20 protein-coding genes are annotated in these 21414 nt (G+C 71.1%); 7 read left to right on the forward strand and 13 right to left on the reverse strand.

What is annotated here, in order from left to right; translation table 11 throughout:
- Positions 1 to 138 precede the first annotated feature (138 nt).
- Positions 139 to 1077 (reverse strand): oxidoreductase, encoded by a 939-nt coding sequence (locus tag AB0915_RS11275; protein WP_366690834.1) that lies wholly within the window; start codon positions 1075 to 1077, stop codon positions 139 to 141.
- A gap of 80 nt (positions 1078 to 1157) precedes the next feature.
- Here AB0915_RS11275 and AB0915_RS11280 point away from each other — a divergent pair, with 80 nt between their 5' ends.
- Positions 1158 to 1802, forward strand: coding sequence for a TetR family transcriptional regulator (locus AB0915_RS11280; protein ID WP_366690835.1), 645 nt, complete (start codon positions 1158 to 1160; stop codon positions 1800 to 1802).
- A 72-nt stretch (positions 1803 to 1874) separates the two neighbouring features.
- On the opposite strand, the gene AB0915_RS11285 is transcribed toward AB0915_RS11280, so the two are convergent.
- The 6 genes from AB0915_RS11285 to AB0915_RS11310 form a co-directional block, all read right to left on the reverse strand.
- Positions 1875 to 2003 (reverse strand): hypothetical protein, encoded by a 129-nt coding sequence (locus AB0915_RS11285; RefSeq protein WP_366690836.1) that lies wholly within the window; start codon positions 2001 to 2003, stop codon positions 1875 to 1877.
- Positions 2004 to 2235: 232 nt separating this feature from the next.
- Positions 2236 to 3201, reverse strand: a complete 966-nt coding sequence (locus tag AB0915_RS11290; RefSeq protein WP_366690854.1) for an aldo/keto reductase — start codon at positions 3199 to 3201, stop codon at positions 2236 to 2238.
- Positions 3202 to 3919: 718 nt separating this feature from the next.
- Positions 3920 to 4387: a DUF5709 domain-containing protein gene (locus AB0915_RS11295; protein ID WP_366690837.1), complete on the reverse strand. Its 468-nt coding sequence runs from the start codon at positions 4385 to 4387 to the stop codon at positions 3920 to 3922.
- A gap of 398 nt (positions 4388 to 4785) precedes the next feature.
- Positions 4786 to 5652, reverse strand: coding sequence for a metallophosphoesterase (locus AB0915_RS11300; RefSeq protein ID WP_366690855.1), 867 nt, complete (start codon positions 5650 to 5652; stop codon positions 4786 to 4788).
- A 546-nt stretch (positions 5653 to 6198) separates the two neighbouring features.
- Positions 6199 to 6594, reverse strand: coding sequence for a nitroreductase family deazaflavin-dependent oxidoreductase (locus AB0915_RS11305; RefSeq protein WP_366690838.1), 396 nt, complete (start codon positions 6592 to 6594; stop codon positions 6199 to 6201).
- A gap of 254 nt (positions 6595 to 6848) precedes the next feature.
- Entirely contained in the window at positions 6849 to 7751 is a 903-nt protein-coding gene (locus AB0915_RS11310; protein ID WP_366690839.1) for a UbiA family prenyltransferase, read from the reverse strand.
- Positions 7752 to 7793: 42 nt separating this feature from the next.
- Here AB0915_RS11310 and AB0915_RS11315 point away from each other — a divergent pair, with 42 nt between their 5' ends.
- The 3 genes from AB0915_RS11315 to AB0915_RS11325 are packed head-to-tail and all read left to right on the forward strand — an operon-like array spanning position 7794 to position 10415.
- Entirely contained in the window at positions 7794 to 8861 is a 1068-nt protein-coding gene (locus AB0915_RS11315; protein WP_366690840.1) for a 3-oxoacyl-[acyl-carrier-protein] synthase III C-terminal domain-containing protein, read from the forward strand.
- 7 nt (positions 8862 to 8868) lie between these two features.
- A complete protein-coding gene (locus AB0915_RS11320) occupies positions 8869 to 9405 on the forward strand; it encodes an isoprenylcysteine carboxylmethyltransferase family protein (protein WP_366690841.1) in 537 nt (178 codons plus the stop codon).
- The gene (locus tag AB0915_RS11325; protein WP_366690842.1) at positions 9402 to 10415 is read left to right on the forward strand and encodes an NAD(P)/FAD-dependent oxidoreductase; all 1014 of its coding nucleotides are present in this window, start codon (positions 9402 to 9404) and stop codon (positions 10413 to 10415) included. Before AB0915_RS11320 ends, AB0915_RS11325 begins: the two co-directional genes overlap by 4 nt.
- A gap of 253 nt (positions 10416 to 10668) precedes the next feature.
- Here AB0915_RS11325 and lepB read toward each other — a convergent pair whose 3' ends face one another.
- The 5 genes from lepB to AB0915_RS11350 all read right to left on the reverse strand — a co-directional run bounded on the left by lepB (position 10669) and on the right by AB0915_RS11350 (position 15133).
- On the reverse strand, positions 10669 to 11349 hold the full coding sequence (lepB, locus tag AB0915_RS11330) for a signal peptidase I (RefSeq protein ID WP_366690843.1): 681 nt from the start codon (positions 11347 to 11349) through the stop codon (positions 10669 to 10671).
- Between the two features lie 142 nt (positions 11350 to 11491).
- Positions 11492 to 12082, reverse strand: coding sequence for a hypothetical protein (locus AB0915_RS11335; protein ID WP_366690844.1), 591 nt, complete (start codon positions 12080 to 12082; stop codon positions 11492 to 11494).
- Positions 12083 to 12419: 337 nt separating this feature from the next.
- Positions 12420 to 13118 (reverse strand): HAD family phosphatase, encoded by a 699-nt coding sequence (locus AB0915_RS11340; protein WP_366690845.1) that lies wholly within the window; start codon positions 13116 to 13118, stop codon positions 12420 to 12422.
- 25 nt (positions 13119 to 13143) lie between these two features.
- Positions 13144 to 13629 carry an Lrp/AsnC family transcriptional regulator gene (locus tag AB0915_RS11345; RefSeq protein ID WP_366690846.1) on the reverse strand — a complete coding sequence of 162 codons (486 nt, stop codon included), beginning with the start codon at positions 13627 to 13629 and terminating at the stop codon, positions 13144 to 13146.
- A gap of 85 nt (positions 13630 to 13714) precedes the next feature.
- Complete coding sequence (locus tag AB0915_RS11350) at positions 13715 to 15133, reverse strand: APC family permease (protein WP_366690847.1); 1419 nt, start codon at positions 15131 to 15133, stop codon at positions 13715 to 13717.
- Between the two features lie 796 nt (positions 15134 to 15929).
- Here AB0915_RS11350 and AB0915_RS11355 point away from each other — a divergent pair.
- The gene (locus AB0915_RS11355) at positions 15930 to 17069 is read left to right on the forward strand and encodes an MFS transporter (protein WP_366690856.1); all 1140 of its coding nucleotides are present in this window, start codon (positions 15930 to 15932) and stop codon (positions 17067 to 17069) included.
- A 13-nt stretch (positions 17070 to 17082) separates the two neighbouring features.
- Here the strand turns inward: AB0915_RS11355 and AB0915_RS11360 are convergent, their stop codons facing one another.
- Positions 17083 to 17457: a metalloregulator ArsR/SmtB family transcription factor gene (locus tag AB0915_RS11360; protein ID WP_366690848.1), complete on the reverse strand. Its 375-nt coding sequence runs from the start codon at positions 17455 to 17457 to the stop codon at positions 17083 to 17085.
- A gap of 105 nt (positions 17458 to 17562) precedes the next feature.
- Between AB0915_RS11360 and AB0915_RS11365 the strand changes: the two genes are divergently transcribed.
- On the forward strand, positions 17563 to 19548 hold the full coding sequence (locus AB0915_RS11365) for a heavy metal translocating P-type ATPase (protein WP_366690849.1): 1986 nt from the start codon (positions 17563 to 17565) through the stop codon (positions 19546 to 19548).
- Positions 19549 to 19768: 220 nt separating this feature from the next.
- Complete coding sequence (locus AB0915_RS11370) at positions 19769 to 21283, forward strand: FUSC family protein (protein WP_366690850.1); 1515 nt, start codon at positions 19769 to 19771, stop codon at positions 21281 to 21283.
- The last annotated feature ends 131 nt before the right edge of the window (positions 21284 to 21414 follow it).

The raw sequence follows: 21414 nt of genomic DNA on the forward strand, positions 1-21414 counted from the left end.
CAGCACCTCCAGCGAAAACCTCGATGAGCGCAACGTCCTCGTACGCAGACTCGACGGCGCAAGCCCGGCACCGTCACCGTTGAACTGTGCCCCGGCGCCGCCGCTCCTCGTGCGGGCCGGTGTGAGCACCCCAACTGATCAGTCAGGAGTCGGAAACACGAACCGCACGTCGGTCAAGTGTTCCGACAGCTCCCACAGACGGCGGCCGGTCTCGGCGTCGGCCGCCGCAGGGGAGATCCGCACCCGCGTCGGTCCGCCGCGCAGCTCGGCCAGGCCGTTCGGCCCGATGAATTGACCGCTCTCCGCATTCGGGTCGGTCGCTGCGTACAGCTGTGGCAACGCGCCGCGGGCCGGGGGCTGGGCGAACAGCGGGTTGCCGATGCGGCCGAATATCACCCGCCACACGGCGACCGGCGTGCTCATCTGCAGGTTGGTGGCGGTATAGCCGGGATGGGCGAGCAGGCTGCGCACGGGGCTGCCGGCCTCGGCCAGTCGCCGGTGGAGCTCCCATCCGAAGACGGCGTTGGCCAACTTCGACTGATTGTAGAAGGCCATGGGCGAGTAGCTGCGCTCGCCGGCGAGGTCGTCGAAGTGGATGCGCCCCTGTCGGTGGTTGATCGAACTCACCGTGACCACGCGGGGGTCGCGCCCGACGGCCAGCAGGTCAAGCAGTAACCCGGTGAGCGCGAAGTGGCCGAGGTGGTTGCAGGCGAACTGCAACTCGTGGCCCTGTGCGCTCAAGCGTCGAGGCGGCGCCATCACACCGGCGTTGTTGACGAGCACATCCAGCCGCGAATGGTCGGTTTGCAACTGATCGGCGAAGGCGCGGACCGAGTCGAGATCGGCCAGGTCGAGGTGGCGCACTTCGAGGCAGGCGCCCGGCTGCTCGGCGGTGATCTCTGCGACCGCTCGGTGACCTCTTCCCTCGTCGCGCACCGCGAGGATCACGTGCCCGCCCTGGCGGGCGAGCGCCCGGGTGGTCGCCAGCCCGAGGCCGCTGTTGGCTCCGGTGACGACGAACACCCGCTTGGTCTGGTCCGGGATCCGCTCGACAGTCCAGCGCTGCTCCTGTGTCATATGGCATACGCTGCCGCGCGTGACACTTGGTGTCAAGATGCTCCTGAGTGCCATGCGCGGCATCGCGCTACGATTGACCGGTGAGTTCCCACCCCGAAATCAGCCTGGCCCAGCGCAAACGTCAGCTCGTCTCGAACGAGCTGACCGAAGCGGCGCTGCAGCTGCTGGCGCTGAAGGGGTTCGACGCGGTCACCATCGACGAGATCGTGGCCACGGCCGGAGTGTCCAAGCGCACCTTCTTCCGGTACTTCGCGTCCAAGGAGGACGTGGTTGTCCAGTTTCTGGCCGACATGGGCATCGGCATGCACGCGGAGTTGGCGGCCCGCCCCATCGAGGAACGGCCCTCCGTGGCGCTGCAGCACGCCGTCTGGGTCTCCCTGGCTGCCTGCGGCGACCCATCCGACAGGGCCCTGCGAGTGGTGCAGCTGATTCTGCGTACCCCCGCCCTGCACGCACGCTTTCTGGAGCGCCAGGCGCAGTGGCGCGACGACCTGACGGCGGAGTTGGCGCGCCGTCTGGAGCTCGACCCCGACACCGATCTGTACCCGCCGATGGCCGCCGGGATGGCGCTGACCGCATTCGGCGCCGTGCTGCAACGGTGGAGCGGCAGTGAGGGTGCCGAGGACCCCGCTGAGCTGACCGACCGCGCCTTCAAGGTGATCGCCCCGGCGTTGGACGCCGTCGAACGGCGGGCCTCTTCCGGGCGCATGCCCCACGATGCTTGAGCCGGCTGTGTCGGCGGTCCCCGTGGGTCTGCCGATGCACCGGCCGATGCAACGGCTGCGCAACACCGCACCTCACGAGGGCACACCGAGTTCGTTGGCCACGGCGTCCGCCGTACGGGCGATGGCCAGGTCGCGTTCGGAGACGGAGGTGCGGTCGATCCGGGAGGGGCACTCGGCTGCCCGTCGGTCCACGGGCCGCATATGCGCGATCGTATGCGCAGCTCACCGACGACCGGATCAAGGCGCAGTCACTGTGCTCCCTGACGGAGTACCTGGCCGGACTGGTCACCGGGGCGGTGCCGCCGGACTTTCCCGGTGCGACGCCAGCCATCCAAGCCGACTGACCGCTTCGGCAGGGCATGAACGAACCGGCCCGTGGAAACTCTTCCGCGGGCCGCTTCGCATGCCGGGACGGGCGACGCCCGCCCGCGGATCAGGAGTAGAAGTTGCGCTGCCAACGGTGCTTGGCCAGCACCGCGAGTTGGTCGGCGGTGAGCGGGCGCCCGTCGCTCAGGGCCGTGTTGCGCTCGACGTTGCGTACGGTGCGCATACCGGGGATGACGGTGGAAACGGCCGGCGAACTCAGCACGAACCGCAACGCGGTCTCGGCGATCTCATCGGGGGCGATACCGAGGTCGGCGACGATCGCGGCCACCCGCTGTTCGACCTGTGCCGGGCGGTCATCGCGGAAGTAGCGGTTGCGCCAGTCACCCTCGGGGAATGTGGTGCCCGCCGTGATCCGGCCGGTGAGGCCGCCCTCGTCCAGGGCCACCCGCACGATGACACCGACGCCGTGCTCCTCGCAGGCCGGGAGCAGCGCGTCGGCGGGCGTCTGGTCGAAGGCGTTGTAGATGACCTGCACGCTGTCCACGGCGCCGCTGCGCACGAGTGCGAGTGCGTTGTCGGGCTGGTGGTCGTTGATGGAGACGCCGAACAGGCGAATCTTTCCCTCCTGCTTCAGTTCGGCGATCGTCTCCAGCCAGTCGCCACGGCCGACCCAGTTGTCACTCCACACATGGAACTGCAGTACGTCGAAGTGGTCCAGGCCGCTGGTGCGCAGACTGGTCTCCAGGCTTGCGCGGATGTGTTCGCCCGGGAACGTCTCGACCGGGTCAAGGCCGTCGGGCGCCGGCCATGTGCCGTTCTTCGGCGGCACTTTGGTCGCGACGCGCACCTCGTCGCCGGCCCGCTCGCGGACGACCTGGCCGACGATCCGCTCACTCTCGCCGTAGCCGCGGGCGGTATCGATGAAATTCACACCAAGGTCGATGGCGCGGTGCAGGGCCTGTACGGACTCGTCCTCCGTGGCACCCACCCAGCTGGACTCACCGATGCCCCACGCGCCATAACCGATCTCGGACACGGACAGTCCACTTCGCCCCAGCTCGCGGTAGCGCACAGTCATCCTCCACGTCGTGGTCCTCGTCCTGGCCGAGTCGAGGCTTCCGCCAGGAATCACGTTGACGATAGGCGACGTGGGTGGCAGAGGCAGGTGATTTTGCGGGGACCGCTGTCGTGGGTCGCGGGTGCACCCGTCGGCGTGTGCGCGGTGGGCCCGGCGCACGAACGGCCGGTCGATCGCCTCGATCGGCGGGTCCGCGACGGGTGGGTTCCGACCGCCGAAGCCGGGCTCAGGAATTCATGGAACGACGACTCTCATGTTCCCGTTCCGTGCCCGGAGAACGTGTGCGTCTCGACGGGTGTGTTCGGCCGTGAACCCCGTCACCGGCCTCCATGGACAGACCAGGCACGGGAGGTGCCTTCGGCGGCCGTCTCGATGAGATTGGCCGTTTCGATGTCACCGATCTGCGTGTAGGCGACTTCTTCTCATCGGTGAGCTGGAGTCGGTCCCGCGGCTCCCGTCGCACGTCTCGGGTGAAAGCCTCGTCGCGCTGTTCGCCCTTGAGGCGGCGCCGCCACAGGTCGGGACACCGGCGGTCCGCTGTCGCGTAGGAGGAGATCCGGCCTTCGGCATCCAGGGCGTCCAGCGTGCTGCTGCCGAGCGTGAGGAAGGGCATGTCCGTGAGATGGTTCTGCAGACCACGGAGTCACATGGTCCGAACTCTGCCGAGAGCCCGGGTGCGGGCATCAGCGCTCAGGCTGCCCCTACGAGTGGCCTACTGCTCGTTCTGGTCGGGGACCACATGTACCGCCGCTTCCTCGGCGGAGGCCGCCGCGCCATCGATTCCCATGTCGAGGGCGATCATGCACCTCTCATTGTCTCCGTGTGCGCCCTCGTCGGGCGCGACCAGTCGCCCCGCGCGTAGATCACCGACCTCCCCGTCGCGGATCTCACCGTCCGTGTCGACGACATCACCGATCCCGTCCCCGTCCGGGGGGTACACGTCCGGCTCCTCCTCGCTGAGGCGCTGGTCGAGACTTTCTCCCTCTCGCTGCTCGGCCGCAGTGACACCATGGTGTTCCACGGCCCATGGCCGCTCAGGGGGCGAATAGCCTGTGTCGAGCGGGTCCTGGCCCGCCCCGACGTCAAGGGTGTCGGCCGGGTCCAGAAGCCCGGCGTCGTCCTGCACTTCCGAGCCGTCCGGCTGGTAGACCTCGTCACCCATCGTGGTGTCGCCGTCCATGGCACCTCCACTGTCGCGAATGAACCGTCGGGACAAACGTGCCATTTCGCGCCATGTCCTCTCTATCATCATCTGGGCTGTCGGCCTTCGGGACGACCGGAAGCGCTCAGGCGTCCCGACGCACTGCTCAGCGGCATGCGCCGTCGACGGGCAGAATCCCCCGCCGAGAGGCACCGTATGGGGCCGGTCGGATACGTGCGGGCGCCGCCGGGCCCAAGGTCAGCCGACGTGGACGCGGGGCCGCGCAACACCAAGCGCCGGCAGGACACCGAGGAGCTCCTGCAGGGTTCGGCATCGGCGTGCGCGGCAGGTGCCGGAGCGCCGGTCATCACCACAGGGCGGACCGGTGAGCCGGTCCGGCCGATCGGCGGCATGCGCCGATCACCCGCACTCCGCGATCAGCCGTTCTCGTCGGCCGCGCGGGTCCGGTCCGCCGAGGGAGACGACAAAGGGACGACCCGCAGCGGGGTGCGCGGCGGGCGGGCCCGCCATTCGCGCGGGTAGCCGATGGAAACCTCCTCGAACCGCACGCCGTCGTAGTGAGTCACCCGCGGAATGTGCAGGTGCCCGTAGATCACGGCCGCGGCACGGAAGCGGCGGTGCCAGTCCCGGGTGAGTTCCGTCCCGCACCACTGGGCGAACTCCGGGTACCGCAGCACATCGGTCGGTTCCCGCACCAGCGGATAGTGGTTCACCAGGACCGTACGGTGGTTCTCCGGAACGGCGGCCAGTCGGAGCTCGGTCTGCCGTGCCCGCGCACGGCACCAGTCGTCGCGCGTCGGGTACGGGTCGGGTTGGAGGAGGTACTCGTCGGTGCAGACGACCCCGGTCCTGTGGGCATAGGCGAGGGACTCCTCCTTGGTGGTCGTTCCCGGTGCGCGGAACGTGTAGTCGTACAGCACGAAGAGAGGCGCCACGGTCACCGGCCCCTCTTCGTCCTCCCACACCGGATAGGGATCCTCCGGGGTGACGACGCCCAGCTTCCGGCAGAGCTCGACCAGATGGAGGTACCGCGCCTCGCCCCGCAGCTCCACGGGGTCGCGCGGGTGGGTCCACAGCTCATGGTTCCCGGGGACCCACACGACCTTCGCGAAGCGCTCGCTGAGCATCTTCAGCGTCTGCTCGACGTCGGCGACCTTCTCGGCGACATCCCCTGCGACGACGAGCCAGTCGGCGTCGGTGCCAGGACGCAGGGACGACACGATGGCACGGTTATCGGCGTAGGCGACGTGCAGGTCGCTGACCGCCAGCAGGTGTCCGTTCAGGGCAAGCCCTCCTCGTTCCGTGGGTTTCGCACCCGGCCCTCCCCGGCACGTCCCGTCAGTGGTGGAACAGTCCCGGACCGGAGCGGGCGAGCGTGACGCCGTGTGCCTGGCAGGCCCGTTCGCCCCTTCCGGCTCCGATCGAACCATCTGGCCCGGCAATGCACGAGACGCCATGACGCCGGGCGTGGTCGCTGAACTCAGGCAGGGCCGACGGGTTTGGCCGCGAAGCCGGTGATCCTCTCGGATGCGGTACGCGCCTGCCGGCACGCCGTGGGCGACGCCGTACGAGGTCAGGGCGAGTACGCCTGTTCCGCGCGAAGGTGTGTCAGGCCCGATGGCGAGGGGGGTGACACCCAAGGATCGGGCAATGCCGGGGGCGGATCGAACACTGCCCAGGTCCCCTCGTCCTCGTGGCCCCGGCGTTCCTGCGCGTCCGCGTCGCTTCCGCCGCTGCCGCAGGGACGCTGGACGCCGTACGGGACCTCTACGACCTTCGTATCCGGGCCGGGAGCCACCGGCGCCGGCGGGCGGACCGGCAGGTTGCCCTCAGTCGCTGAGATCGACCCGCACGCTCAGCAGGTCGGTGCCGAGCGCCCGGACGGCCGCGCTGTTGAAGCGCGGCAGTGTCCTGAGCCGGGCGCGCGGGTCGTCCTGCGGGACCGGATGGGCGGTTCCGGCGTGCCAGCGTCCCCTGATCCGGACCCGTACCTTCGGGTTCGCCCGGATATTGCGTACGTACTGCGACTTCTCGCCGTATTCCGAGACCAGCCAGAATTCCTTGCCGACCCGGCGGCCGCCGACCGGGGTCCGGCGGGGCAGTCCGGACGTGCGTCCCGTGGTCTCCAGGAGGGTCTGGTTCGGCAGCTGGCGGAGCATCGGATTGCCGATCCGCCGCTGGAACGTCGTGACCGCCCGGAACTTCATCTCGTGATAGCGCGACATGCGTGACTCTCCCGTCGTTGCCGGCAGCTCTCGCCGGAGCCGGCCCAAGGACTGTCCCGTCATCCCTGGCGGGTGCGGAACCGACAGCTACGGCACTGTGCCGCGGTGTCGGAACGCAGCGAATACGTCCAGTATGAGGACGCTCCTCCGCCTCGCGACGCACCGCACCGGACGCCACGACCTGTCCGGCCCCGATCCGCCGGACGCCCCTGGTCGGGAAGCCGGGCGGGCTGCGGCGTCCGTGGGAAGGGTGATCAGCCCAGCGCCCTGCCGTGCAGGAGCAGCAGTGCGATGTCGATCCCGGCCAGGCCGAGCGTGGCCAGGAACGGCAGGCGGCTGTCGGGTGCGGAGCGCAGCGGGAGGCAGACGGCCACGGCCAGGGTCCCGGTCACGACGAGACCGGTCCAGCCCGTCGCGTCCGGCGATCCCGGTGGGCCGAGGACGAGGACGGCCGATGCGGCGAGCAGCGCGAGTGCCGCGACGGTACGGGTCCGGCGTCGGCCCAACCGCTGGGGCAGGCCGCGGACGCCCGCGGCCAGGTCGGCGTCGATGTCGGGGAGGACGTTGGTGAAGTGCGCGCCGGCGCCGAGGAGTGCGCCCGCGACCACGGGCGTGGCAGCCGGCCAGGGGTGGCCCGGCAGCGCGAACGTGACGAAGGCCGGCAGGAGGCCGAAGGCGACGGCGTACGGGAGCCAGGACCACGGTGTTCGTTTGAGTCCCAGGTTGTAGGACCAGGCGGCGGCGACCCCGATCAGATGGGCGCCGCCCGCCGTCGCACCGTTCGCCAGCGACAGGGGGACGCACAGGACAAGCGCGGTACAGGCGGCCACCGCGACGGTTCGGGCCCTCACGGCGCCGTTCACGAGCGGCTTGTCGCGCCGGTTCGCCGCCGTGTCCCGTGCGATGTCGATGCAGTCGTTGCTCCAGCCGACGGAGAGTTGCCCGGTGAGCATGGTCACAGCGACCAGGCAGCTGCCGGACGCATCGCGTCCCGCGGCCACGGCCAGCGCGGTGATCAGGGCGGAGACGGCCAATGCGGGGGCCGGGTGGGCCGACAGGAACAGGGCCACCGCGACCCGGCCGGGGCGGGGAGCGGCCGCCGGCGTGGCGGCAGGCACCGAGGCGGACACGGAAGCTGCCCGAAAAGTGTGATTCATGACGTTCGATCAAAATACGTTATTCGCCCGTATGGTGATGGAATGACGCGAATCATCGCGATCCATGGTGTGCTCCCGCCACACCGGTACGAGCAGTCCGAGATCACCCGTGCCTTCGCCGACATGTGCCTGCCCTCGGGCGCCGACCGCGGCGTGCTGGAACGCCTGCACACGTCCGCCACGGTACGCGGCCGCCATCTGGCCCTGCCCCTGGAGCGGTACGCCTCCCTGAGCGGCTTCGGGGAGGCCAACGACGCGTTCATCGAATCCGCCCTCCGGCTCGGGGAGCGGGCGGTGCGCGGTGCCCTGGACCGGGCGGGTCTCGACGCGAGCGAGATCGACCTGGTCATCTCCACCTCGGTCACCGGCATCGCCGCCCCGTCGCTGGAGGCGCGGCTCGCCGGACGGGTCGGGTTGCGGCCCGATGTGAAACGCGTGCCGATCTTCGGGCTGGGCTGTGTGGCAGGAGCCGCCGGACTGGCCCGGATCCATGACTACCTCGACGGTCACCCCGGACAGGTCGCGCTGCTGCTCTCGGTCGAACTCTGTTCGCTGACCCTGCAACGTACCGACGCGTCCGTGCCGAACCTGGTGGCGGGCGCACTGTTCGGCGACGGCGCCGCCGCGGTCCTCGCGGTCGGCCGGGACCACCCGCACCGTCGGGAACAACAGCGCGGGCCGGAGGTGGTCGCGACCCGCAGCACGCTCTACCCCGGCACCGAACGCAGCCTGGGCTGGGACATCGGCGACGCGGGCTTCCGTATCGTCCTCGGCGCCGACCTCCCCGACCTGGTGCGCGAGACGCTCGGCGACGAGGTGCGCTCCTTCCTCTCCGGCCACGACCTCAAGACGCAGGACGTGACGGCCTGGGTATGCCACCCCGGCGGGCCCCAGGTCCTGGAAGCCGTACGCGAGACGCTCGATCTGCCCGCCCGAGCGCTGGAACCGACCTGGCGTTCGCTGGCCGAAGTCGGCAATCTCTCCTCCGCATCCGTCCTGCACGTCCTCCGGGACACCCTGGCGCTGCACCCGCCACCGCCCGGATCGCCCGGTCTCCTTCTCGCGATGGGGCCGGGCTTCTGCACCGAACAAGTCCTCCTCCGCTGGTAGCCGCCCCGTGATCCCCTACACCGTCCTCATCCTCCTGGTCGCCGTCGAGCGCCTCGCCGAACTCGTCACCGCCCGGCGCAACGCCGCCTGGAGCCGCCGCCAGGCCGGAACGGAGTACGGGCGCGGGCACTACCCCGTCATGGTCGCCCTCCACGCCGCGCTGCTGGCCGGCTGCCTGGGGGAGACCTGGCTGGGCGGCCGCCCCTTCCTGCCCGCGCTCGGCTGGCCGATGCTCGCCCTGGCCCTCGGTGCCCAGGGGCTGCGCTGGTGGTGCATCACCACGCTGGGGCCGCGCTGGAACACCCGCGTCATCGTGGTGCCGGACCTGCCCCTCGTCACCGCCGGACCGTACCGATGGATGGACCACCCCAATTACGTCGCCGTGATCGTCGAGGGCGCCGCGCTGCCGCTCGTACACACCAACTGGCTCACCGCGACCGGTTTCACACTCCTCAACCTGCCGCTTCTCGCAACCCGCGTGCGGTGCGAGAACACCGCCCTGGCCGGAGCCGCCCCGGCGCCGACCCCTGCGGCCACGCCGTGATCGACCTGCTGGTGGTCGGCGGCGGCCCCGCCGGACTCGCCACCGCGATCCACGCCGCCGCATCCGGACTCGAAGCGGTGGTCACCGAACCGCGCCCCACCCCGATCGACAAGGCCTGCGGCGAGGGCCTCATGCCGGGCGCCGTACACGCCCTGGCCGAACTCGGCGTCACCGTCACCGGACACCCACTGCGCGGGATCCGGTACGTCGACGACCACCACAGTGCCGAAGCCCTCTTCGCGCCCGCCCCCGGCTGCGGCGTCCGGCGCACCGAACTGCACGCAGCCCTGGCCCGCCGAGCGGCGGAACTCGGCGTACCGGTGATCCAGGCGCGGGCGGGCGGCATCCGGCAGAGCACCGACAGCGTCCGCGCAGCCGGCATCACCGCCCGCTACCTGGCCGCCGCCGACGGACTGCACTCACCGATCAGACGTCAACTCGGCCTGGACCGCCCGGATCCGCGACCCCCCAGATTCGGCCTGCGCCGGCACTACGCGATCGAGCCCTGGACGGACTGCGTCGAGGTGCACTGGTCAGCACGGGCGGAGGCCTACGTCACGCCGCTCGGCCCGCGCCTGGTCGGCGTCGCCGTCCTGACCGCGGAACGCGGACCGTTCGACAGCCACCTGGCCCGCTTCCCCCTCCTCTCACGCCATCTGCCCGCGAGCACCACCACCCCTGTGCGCGGCGCCGGACCGCTGCGCCAGCGTGTCGGCTCCCGGGCGGCCGGGCGGGTCCTGCTGGTCGGGGACGCCGCGGGATACATCGACGCGCTCACCGGCGAAGGGATCTCCCTGGCCCTCGCCGGGGCCGCGCAACTGGTGCGCTGCATCCGGGACGACCGCCCACTGGCGTACGAGCGGGCGTGGCGCAAGGTCTCCCGGCGCCACCGCCTGCTCACCGAGTCGCTGCTCCGGGTCCGCCAGCACCCGGAACTCGCCCGTCGTATCGTCCCGACCGCGACCCGCCTTCCCACGGTCTTCACCGCCCTGGTCAACCAGTTGGCGTGACCGGCTCTCCGAGCGTGGCTGTCTCAGCAGCTTCCTCCCTAACCGCCGACGGAAGCCTGCTCAGTCTGCTGACCGGTGAGACGACGAGCCCGATCACCACGGCGGCGGAGCCGATCGCGGCCACGGTCAGAGCGCCCTCGGCGCCGATGGCGCCGGCCAGGAGACCGGCGGACAGACCGAGGGTGCTCGTCGCCTCGGCGCGGCGGTGCGAGGCGCCGAACGCTGAGGGCCGGGTGTCACATGGCGCCGCGCGTCAGGGGCGCCGGAAGGGCGGAGGACCCCCGGGAGCGGGATATCCGGCACCTGCGTACCTGGTAAAGGGCGGGGGTACCGTTGCCCGGCGCCGCCGTGTCAGCCCGCCCACCAGCGCACAGACGGCACCCGCGAGGGTGGCAACCACACCGAGCAGGGCGCCGAGGCCCAGCAGCGTCGGCACGGTGGCATCGTCAAGTGCCCGGCCCCGCACGGCCGTCACGGGCACGGTTCCGGAGTCCTCGCCGGAGAAGTAGCGCGAGTCGTTGGAGTTCCCGCGGTTGTCGCCGAGGAGGAACATCCGCCCGGCCGGAACCTTGACGTCGTACGGGCCGTGCCCGCCGTCGACATCCGCCCCCTTCAGATACGGCTCCTTGAGCGGTGTCCCGTTGACGGTCAACCGGGTCCCGTCAAAGACCACATGGTCGCCTCCGAGTCCGATGACACGCTTCATCACGGCCTCGCTCTCGTAACGGCCGGGCAGGCTGAAGAGGACCACGTCTCCCGTCCGCGTCTGCTCGCCACCGGTCTTCGCGATGAGGACCCGATGACCCGGGGCGTATGTCGGCTCCATGGACTCGCCCCTGAGCGTGACCGTCGTGTAGTCACTTCTGATGGTCCAGAGCGCCCCCGCGGTCATCACGATCCCCAGGACGGCAAGTACGGCCCCTGTGATCGACAACCCACGTCCAGCACGTCGCATCCGCCGATCTCCCCTCACAACCATCATCATCACCCCAACGTGCAGCGACACCGTAGAGGGTCCCGGTGGCCCGGCATGCAGCGGGGGACCGTGACGACAGGACGGCGGGCCCGGAGGACCCCTACTCCAGACCGGAGACATCGAACACGGTCCGGGCCGTGCGACGGTCGATACGGTCTCCGAGCTGCCGCAGCGCCGTCGCCCCACAGAGCAGCGTCCCGCGCTCCATAGAGGTGCGCGCGTCCTCGTCCAGCCGGTGCCACAGGGCCGGGTTGGCGACGAACACCCGGGGGTCGAGCTCGACCCGGCAGCCGTGGGCGTCCCGGAGCAACAGGCGTTGCGCGACGCCGTCGGACCAGCGTATGGACACCAGGAGGTCCGTGCGCACGGTCGTTCTGCGCAGCAGGCCGCGGGAGGAGAGCCACCCCGTGCCCGCGCAGACCCGCGGCGGCACCAGGACCGCACACAGCGCCGCGGCGATCGCCGCCCACAGCAGGACACGAAGCCAGGTGAGCCGGCCGACGGCCGCGTCGACCGCCAGCAGGAGGCCCAGCAGCGTGACGGAGCAGCCGCCCGCGAAGCGGACGTCCCCGGACCACTTGCGGTCGTACGCCGTCCTGCCCGGGGTCGGGAGGGTACGGCCGGAACGGCTGACGCGGCCGGCAGGGCGCGCGTGGGGATCGGGGACTGCCCCGGGCACAGGTCGTTGCATGGTGCAGAGGCTACGGAGAGCGGGACGGGTGGTCGGCGCGACTTGACGAACCGCTGACGCCGGAACCGTATCTCCTGACGGACGCCTGACGACCAGTGACGGCCGGAGCTCACCGCCCGCGCCACGACGCGCATCGACCGCCCCGAGTCCGGGGTGACCGTGTCCCGCGGGATGGCCGGGCGCCCTCTCGACGTATCGGTGGAGGGCCGGTGCGTACGCGGTCAGGGGATCCGACCGCGGCCTCGGGACGAGTCACTCCATGCCCGGTGGGACGGCTCGGCCTGTGGTGAGACGGGTTACCCGTTCAGCGCACCTGACGCCGGACCAGCTCGCAAGATCAGGAAGGCTGAGCTCCGGCCAGCCAGTCGTACGCGGTCTGCGCCGTGAACTCGCCATGACCACCGCGGAAGAGCAGCCCCGCCGTGGTGAACGCCGGATCGTCGGCCGTCGACGCCACATAGGGAACCGCGATGCAGCGCATGCCCGCCGCATGGGCTGCCGCCACGCCCGGCGCCGCGTCCTCCAGCACCACGCAGTCGCCGGGCGCGGCGCCCAGCCGCCGCGCGGCCTCCAGGAACACATCCGGTGCAGGTTTCCCCTGCGCCACCTCGTCGGCGGAGACATAGGTCGTGACGTACGCGCCGAGTCCGGTGCCCGCGAGCACCGCCTCGATCGCGGCCCGGGACGAACCCGATGCCACGGCCGTCGCGATCCCCTCCTGATGCAGCCGTTCCACGAACTTCCGCATCTCGGGGAACACCTCCGTCGAGGATCGCGCCAGCTCCAGATAGAGAGCGTCCTGGCCGGCGAGGAGTTCGTCGACGGGTGTCGCGATCCCGTACTCGGCCCGCAGCGCCGTCAGCGTCTCGCGGGTGCTGATCCCGATGTACCGGGTGTGGTGCTCCCAGGTGAAGTCCGGCACGCCGTGACGGGCGAGGAGCCGACGCCCCGCCCGGTAGTAGTTCGGCTCGCTGTCCACGAGCGTGCCGTCGAGATCGAAGATGACCGAAAGGGCAGGGGTGGGCCGAGTGCTCATGGCACCCAGCATGCCAAGGCGGTGATCAGTTCGACGGTTCGGCAGTGGCGAGGCCGATGGATTGGACCAACGGCAGCAGCCGGTGCGGAACCCGCTCGCGCAGGGCCACTTCGGTGCGGGTCCGCACCACGCCGGGCAGCTGGATCAGCAGCTGGATCACATCCTCCAGGTGCTCGTTGTCGCGGGCCACGACCCGCGTCAGCAGATCCCCGCCGCCGGTGGTCGAGAACGCCTCGACGATCTCCGGCACGGCGGCGAGGGCCTCGCCCACCTCGTCCAGATGCCCTTGGGTGACCTCCAGATGGACGAAGGCGAGCACCGGGTGGCCGAGCGCGGCGGGGGAGAGGACCGGGCCCGTACCGGTGATCACACCGTTCCGCTCCAGCCGGTCGATACGGGCCTGCACGGTGCCCCGGGCGACGGAGAGGATTCGCGCGTACTCCCGCACGCTGGTCCGGGGCTGCTCGATGAGCAGCCGCAGGATGCGGGTGTCGAGCGCGTCCACCGCCATGGTCCGTCGGCCTCTTCCTGGTCTGCTGATGCGGACTCCGACTGTACCAATGGCCCAGTGGACGGGAGGGCCCGTCCACGTGGGGTCAGGTACGGGCATCCTCGGGGAGGGTGATCAGCCAGCGGCTGACGCGGCGGGGGCGGAGGTAGAGGGCCCAGTAGAGGGTGGCCGCCGCCATGATGCCGCCGGTCCACAGCAGGTACGTGGCCTCCTGCTGACTGAGGATGTAGACGAGTACGACGATCAGCGCCACCGGCGTCGCCGGCCAGAGCGGCATCCGCCAGGCGGGCAGGTCCTTGTGGCCGGTGCGGCGGGCGGCGAGCGCGGCGACGGCGACCAGCAGGTACATGCCGGTGACCGAGACGCCGGTCACGCCGTACAGGGTGTCGAGGTTGACGAAGCACAGTGCCGCGCCGGGAACTCCGACCACCAGGGTGGCGACCCACGGCGAACCGAAGCGGCCGAGGCGGGCGAGGGCGTTGTTGACCGGCTCGGGCCACGCCTTGTCCCGGGCGGAGGCGAACAGCACCCGGGAGTTCTGGATGACCATGACGATGCCCGCGTTGATGATCGCGAGTGCGACGCAGAGGCTCACGAAGGTACCGACGGCCGAGTTGCTCCAGGCAGTGACCATGCCGCTGATGTCACCGGAGGTGAGCGCCGCGAGGTCGGGTGCGCCCATCGTGATCGCGACCACCGGGACGAGGATGACGGCCGTCGAGATGGCGAGGGTGGCGAGGACCGTGCGGGCGACGTTGCGCCGCGGGTTCTCCAGCTCCTCGGAGAGGTAGACAGCGGTGGAGAAGCCCTGGGTGATGAAGAGTGCGATGGCCAGACCCGAGACGACCAGCATCGCGGTGACCGGGCGGGACGCCCCGCTGTCGTTCGCGACCACACCATGGATCAGGCTGCCCGCGCCGCGCTCGGTGTGGGCGAAGCCGAGCACGGCGACGACGGCCGCCGCGATGACTTCGAGAACCAGGAAGACGCCGGTGATCCAGGCGTTGGCACGCAGGTCCAGCAGACCGGCCAGGGTGGCGAGCACCATGACCCCGGCCCCGGCGGCCTCGGCCGGGATGTGGACCAGCGGAGCGAGGTAGTCCGCCGTGCCCATGGCGATCACGGGCGGGACGATCATCACGACCAGCAGGGACAGGACGAACACCAGCCACCCGGCCAGCCGACCGGTCAGGGTGGTGACCATGGCGTACTCGCCGCCCGCGCTGGGGATCATGGTGCCCAGCTCCGAGTAGCAGAACGCCACGGCGATACAGAGCAGCGAACCGATGGCGATGGTGAGCGCGGTGGCGGTGCCGAGGTCGCCGAACAGGTCGGGCACGACCACGAAGAGCGTGGACGCGGGCGTCACGCAGGAGAGGGTCAGCAGGGTTCCTCCGACGACACCGATGGAACGCTTGAGAGTGCGCGGGCCGTCCTGGCCGTGGGGATCGGCCTCCGCCGGTGCGGTCCTGGAGGTGACGGGCTGGCTGAGCATGTCGGTCATGGAGCGGTTCCGATCGACTGGGTGTGACGGGTGATGGCGGGAGCGCTATCGCCTCCGTGGCTTGCTGCGCTGTTGGTTTCGTCTGCTCCCGGCGCGTTATGGAAACCTGTGGGATCCGTCACGTCAACCACCTATTACCTACGGAATTCGTTGCCATCAGGCGCATGGCTGTCGGTATTCGTAGATTGGGTGAAAGTCAGCCCCTTATTGACGACTTGATGGTTCGGCGCCTGCGTTCACTTGATGATCTTCGAAACGAAGGCACGTATTCGTCAGTGCCTTTGATGCGCGAGTCGGCGGTGAGGGGTTCGGGCGCGGCGAACCGCGCCCGGACCGCAACGGTATGCGCAGCGTGTAACCGGTCACGTTGTGCGGATTTTTGCCTTGGGGGGCGCGCGGGAGGTTTCGGCCCGGACCGAATGCCCAGCTGAGGGGCGGCCCGGAAGCACCGCGCCCGCCGCCGCGGCAATGGGCGCCGCGGCCTTCGCGCTCTGTGCCCCCTCGCTTCGTTGGCCGCGTGCTCGCCGCATCGGTCGCCGTGGAGGGTCCGGCCCACCGTCGCCAGGTGCCCGCGGCGCAGGTCACGCCCAGCACGTGACGCCCGCCCTTCATGACGTAACGACTGTTACGTTTGCTCGGTGGGTGAGGAGTCTTCGACGCCCCCGCTGCGGTGGGTGGTGCTGATCGTGCGGCTGCCGACGCAGCCGTCCCGGCACCGGGTCGCGGTACGGCGGCAGCCGTGACCCCCGGGCCTGCCCAGGAATCGACGCTTCGGCCCGCGGGATCGCGGCGGCGGATGTGGCCGCTGTACGCAGCCGGGTGCACCACCGCTTTCGGCGCGCACGGCGTCGCCGCCAACCTCGGCCAGGGCGATGCCGGTCTGACGCGTTCGGTGCTGTATCTCGGGCTGTTGCTCGCGCTGTACGACGGGGCCGAGGTGGTGCTCAAGCCGGTGTTCGGGACGCTCGCCGACCGGATCGGCGCCCGGCCGGTGCTGCTCGGCGGGCTCGTCGCGTTCGCCGCCGCCTCCGCGGTCTTCGTGGTGGTCCGCGATCCCGGCTGGCTGTGGGCCGCCCGCCTCGGACAGGGCGCGGCCGCCTCCGCGTTCTCACCTGCCGCCTCCGCACTGGTGGCCCGACTCAGCCCGCAGGCCCGGCACGGCCGTGCATTCGGCTCGTACGGATTCTTCAAGGGCATCGGCTACACCGCAGGTCCCTTGCTCGGCGGCGTGCTGGTCTGGGCCGGCGGCCTGACGCTGCTGTTCGCGGTGCTGGCCGTGCTGGCCGCCGCGGTCGCCCTGTGGGCCGCGTTCGCGGTACCTGCCGTCCCGCCTCTGCCCAAGACCCGTCAGACCGTCCTGGGACTCGTCCGGCGGCTGGCCGACGGTGCTTTTCTGCGGCCGGTGGCGGCCCTGGCCGCCGCCACCGCCGCGCTGTCCGTCGGGGTCGGGTTCCTGCCGGTGTCCGGGGTGGCTGCCGGTCTGTCGCCGGTGGCCACCGGCGCGGCCGTCTCCGTCCTCGCCCTGTGCGCCGCGCTCGTACAGCCGTGGGCCGGGCGGGCCCTCGACGAAAGGCGCCTGGGCGCCGACGGGGGACTGGCGGCCGGACTGCTGGTCACCGCGTGCGGACTGGTCGCCGCCATGCTGTCCGGCCTGCCCGGCATCCTGTCGGCCGCCGTGCTGATCGGGGCCGGAACCGGGTTGATCACTCCGCTCGGCTTCGCTGCCCTCGCGGGCACCACCCCGCAGGAACGGCTCGGCCAGACCATGGGAACGGCCGAACTCGGACGTGAACTCGGCGACGCCGGAGGCCCGTTGCTGGTCGCCGCCGTCGCCAGGGCCGCCACCTTGACCTGGGGCTTCGCGGTACTCGCCGCAGCGACCACCGTTCTGCCGCTTCTCCTGCGCGCTCGCAGCACACCCCCGGAGCGCGCCTGACCTTCCCGGCGGTTCAGCGCACCGCGGTCACCCGGGGGATGTCGCGCAGCCCGAGGCGCAGGTGCTCGACGTGGAAGAGGGCCTGTTCCAGGAGTTCGGCCACGTGGTTGTCGTAGAGCGCGTAGATCACCGAGCGGCCCCGGCGTTCACCGGTGACCAGGCCGAGGTTGCGCAGGAGCCGGAGCTGGTGGGAACAGGCGGACTGTTCCATGCCGACTGCGTCGGCGAGTTCTGTCGCGGCGCAGGGGCCCTCCTGGAGGCGTGCGAGGATCCGCAGCCGGGACGGAGTGGCCAGTGCCTGAAGGGTGGCGGCGACATCGGCAACCCCCACTGTCTCGAGGCGTTCGCGCGACGTGGCGGCTGTCGTGTCGTCGGATCCGTGGCCCATGGGCCTCATCCTACGGAGATGGACTCATGAATGTATGTTCATGGATTCCTGTATGGTTGTGGAGCCGGACCCGCTCTCCCCCCGTGCGTGAAGGACCCCGCTCCCATGACTTCCACCCTCATCAGCCCGGCCCCACCCGCCGGTGCCGCCCGTGACGCGGCCGTCCCCACGCGCCGCACCCGGATCCTCGCCCTCCCCGAGGCTCGCTGGGCGGCCGTCGCCCTGGTGCTGTTCCTGATCGCGCTGCCCCTGCACCTGACCGGCGCCCCGGCCTGGAGCTGGGGACCGCTGTACGTCCTCACGTACCTCACCGGCGGGTGGGCGCCGGGATGGGAGGGGCTGAAGGCACTCAAGGACAAGACCCTGGATGTCGATCTGCTGATGGTCGTCGCCGCACTCGGCGCGGCCGCGATCGGGCAGGTGCTGGACGGTGCCCTGCTGATTGTCATTTTCGCCACCTCCGGCGCCCTGGAAGCCGTCGCCACCGCCCGCACCGCCGACTCCGTACGCGGTCTGCTCGACCTCGCCCCCGCGACCGCCACCCGTCTCACCGACGGCGGCGAGGAGACGGTGGCCACCGGGCAACTGGCCGTCGGCGAGGTCATCCACGTGCGCCCCGGCGAGCGCATCGGCGCCGACGGCCGGGTCCTGGCCGGGGCGAGCGACGTCGACCAGGCCACCATCACCGGCGAACCCCTCCCGGTCGCCAAGGAGGCGGGCGACGAGGTGTTCGCCGGGACGCTCAACGGCACCGGGGCCCTCCGCGTCCGGGTCGAGCGCGACGCCTCCGACTCGGTCATCGCGCGCATTGTGACGATGGTCGAGGAAGCCTCCCGGACCAAGGCGCCCACCCAGTTGTTCATCGAGAAGGTCGAACAGCGGTACTCGCTCGGCATGGTCGCCGCCACCCTCGCCGTGTTCCTTGTGCCGCTCGCCTTCGGCGCGGACCTGACCGGGGCTCTGCTCCGCGCGATGACCTTCATGATCGTGGCCTCGCCCTGCGCGGTCGTCCTCGCCACCATGCCGCCGCTGCTGTCCGCCATCGCCAACGCCGGGCGGCACGGAGTGCTGGTCAAATCCGCCGTCGTCATGGAGCGCCTCGGCCAGGTCGACGCGGTCGCCCTGGACAAGACCGGCACACTCACCGAGGGCACCCCGCGTGTCACCGACATCCGGCCGCTGGCCGGATGCGGCCTCGACGAGAGCGCCCTCCTCACGCTGGCGGCGGCCGCCGAGCACCCCAGCGAGCATCCCCTTGCACGCGCCGTCGTGGACGCCGCACGCGAACGCGGCCTCGTACTGCCCGCGGCGGCCGACTTCGGCTCCGCTCCCGGAATCGGGGTGACCGCCACCGTCGACGGGCACGCGATCGCGGTGGGCGCTCCGGCGCGTCTGCTGAACGGGGCGGCGGACCCGGCCTCCGTCCGCGCCTCCGCGCTCGCCGAGCAGTTGCAGGACGGCGGCCGCACCGCGGCTGTCGTCACGACGGACGGCAGACCTGTCGGGGTTCTGGGCATCGCCGACCGGCTGCGTCCTGACGCAGCCGCCACGGTGATGTCCCTCGAGGCCCTCACCGGTACTGTGCCGATGCTGGTCACCGGGGACAACCCGCGCGCCGCCGCCCGGCTGGCCGCCGAGGCCGGCATCACCGACGTGCGCGCCGGCCTGCTCCCTCAGGGCAAGGTCGAGGTGATCCGGGAGCGGGAGCGGGCGGGTCGCAAGGTCCTGGTGATCGGTGACGGCGTCAACGACGCCCCGGCGCTCGCCGCCGCCCACACCGGCATCGCGATGGGCCGGGCGGGCTCCGACCTCGCGCTGGAGACCGCGGACGCGGTGATCGTCCGCGACGAACTCGCCGCCGTCCCCGTCGTCGTCGCCCTTTCCCGCCGCGCCCGCGGCCTCGTCGTACAGAACCTGGTCATCGCCGGAGCGTTCATCACCGCGCTGGTCGTGTGGGACCTGGCCGGCCTTCTGCCGCTTCCGCTCGGTGTCCTCGGCCATGAGGGCTCCACCGTGATCGTCGGCCTCAACGGTCTGCGCCTGCTGCGGGACGGCGCCTGGAAGCGCGCCCGTGCCGAGGCCGGCGCGTGAATCGCCCGGAGGGTCGTCCTTCGGCCCGACGGTTGCGCAGCACGTGGTCCATTGGCGCTCACCTGGCACATCGGAAGCGCATCGGGCTGTGCCAATGGCTCAACTGTGTCGGCTCGACTTGAGCCAGATGGTGGCGAGATGCTCTGATTGGGCCAGTCGATGGCGCTGCGGATCCCGCGGCGCCTTTTTCATGCCCGGACAGAACAGGGAGTGGTCATCGGTGCTGAAGCGGATGTTGGTGGCTCCGGACCCGGGGCGGCTGCGGCTGCGCAGCTCGGCCCGGGCCGTTCTCGGCATCGGTCTGGCCGTGACCCTTTCGGGCCTCGTGAGTCACTCGCTTCCCGCGACCGTCGCCGGCGGCCTCGCCGCTCTGCTCGCACTCTTCACAGTCACCGACGCCCAGGTCCGCGACCAGGCGCTCACCACCGCGCTGCTGCCCGTCGTCGGATTCCCGGTCCTGGCACTCGCGACGGCGCTGCACGACTACCCCCTGGCGCGCGACGCCGCGTTCCTCGCCGTTGTCTGCACGGGGGTGTACGCGCGCCGCTGGGGTCCCCGCGGTCATGCCCTGGGGGTTTTCGCGTTCATGGCGTTCTTCATGGCGCAGTTCCTGCACGCCGTACCGGGCCAGCTGCCCGAGCTGTACGCCGCCGTCGCACTCTCGCTCATCACCGCCTCAGCCGTCCGCTTCGGCGCCTGGTGCTACGAACGACGGCTGCCCACGCCTGTCGTACCCGCACTCCAGGGCAGTCGCGGGCTGGCCCGGACGACCACGCGGCAGGCGCTCCAGGCGACCGCCGCCAGCGCTTTCGCGCTCGGCATCGGGCAGCTGCTGTCCGCCGACCGCTGGTACTGGGCCGTCGGCACCGTCTGGTGGGTCTTCGTGAACACCGCCTCGCGCGGCGAGACACTGGTCCGCGGCTTCCGCCGAGTCCTCGGCACGGTGGCCGGGATCGCCGCAGGGCTGCTGGTCGCCCTGCCGCTGCACGGCGACAGGGTTCCCACCGCGGCCCTCGTCGCCGTCTGCGTCTTCGGCATCTTCTACACCGCCGCCGTCTCGTACAGCTGGATGGTCTTCTTCGTGACCGTGATGGCCGGGCTGCTGTACGGCCTGCTCGGCGTCCTGAATCCGGAGCTGCTCGTGCTCCGCCTCACGGAGACCGGGGCCGGAGCCCTCGGCTCGACGCTCGCCGTCCTTCTCGTCCTGCCCGTCACCCTCCATGCGACCACCGACGCCTGGATCCAGCGCGCACTGCGCTGCGTGCACGCCTGCACCGCCGGGGCTGCCGCCCGTCTGACCGGTTCCCCGACCGCCGACCCCGGTCCGCAGGTGACCGAACTGGAGGCGCTGCTCGGCCGGGTCCGGCTCTCGCTCGCCCCCCTGGTGCATCCACTCAACCCGCTGCGGGCCCGCAAGGCGCGCGCCCGCCAGGTCCTCGCCCTGCTCGACCTGTGCGCCCGCGAGGTGCGTGGTCTCGCCGCGGTCGCCGCCGATCCCGACGCCTCGCACGACGCCCGGCTCGGAGCGGCCTGCCGCCGCGTCGAGGCCGCGGTGCTCGCCCTGGCGCAGCCGGGACCCGCCCGTACGGAACTGAACGCCGCGCCCGCTCACGCGCCGCACCACCACCCCGGCGCCGAGGCCGCACTCGCGCATCTGCACGCCCTGGAGCGGGCCCTCGCGGAACTCGCCGCGCCCCTGCGCACCTCGCCCCGCGCCCCGCTCGTCCCGGCCTGACCTGTGACCCGCGGCAGCAGGCTGCGGCGACACGGCTCTAGGGCGTGTTTCGAAAGTCCCGCCTGCCAGGCGGCGTCTGGCACGCACGCTCGCTGCGTTGTCGGGCTCGCCCCGATACGCCCAGTATCGGG

The sequence above is a fragment of the Streptomyces sp. NPDC048411 genome (assembly GCF_040704695.1).
In the GTDB taxonomy this organism is placed as follows: Bacteria; Actinomycetota; Actinomycetes; order Streptomycetales; family Streptomycetaceae; genus Streptomyces.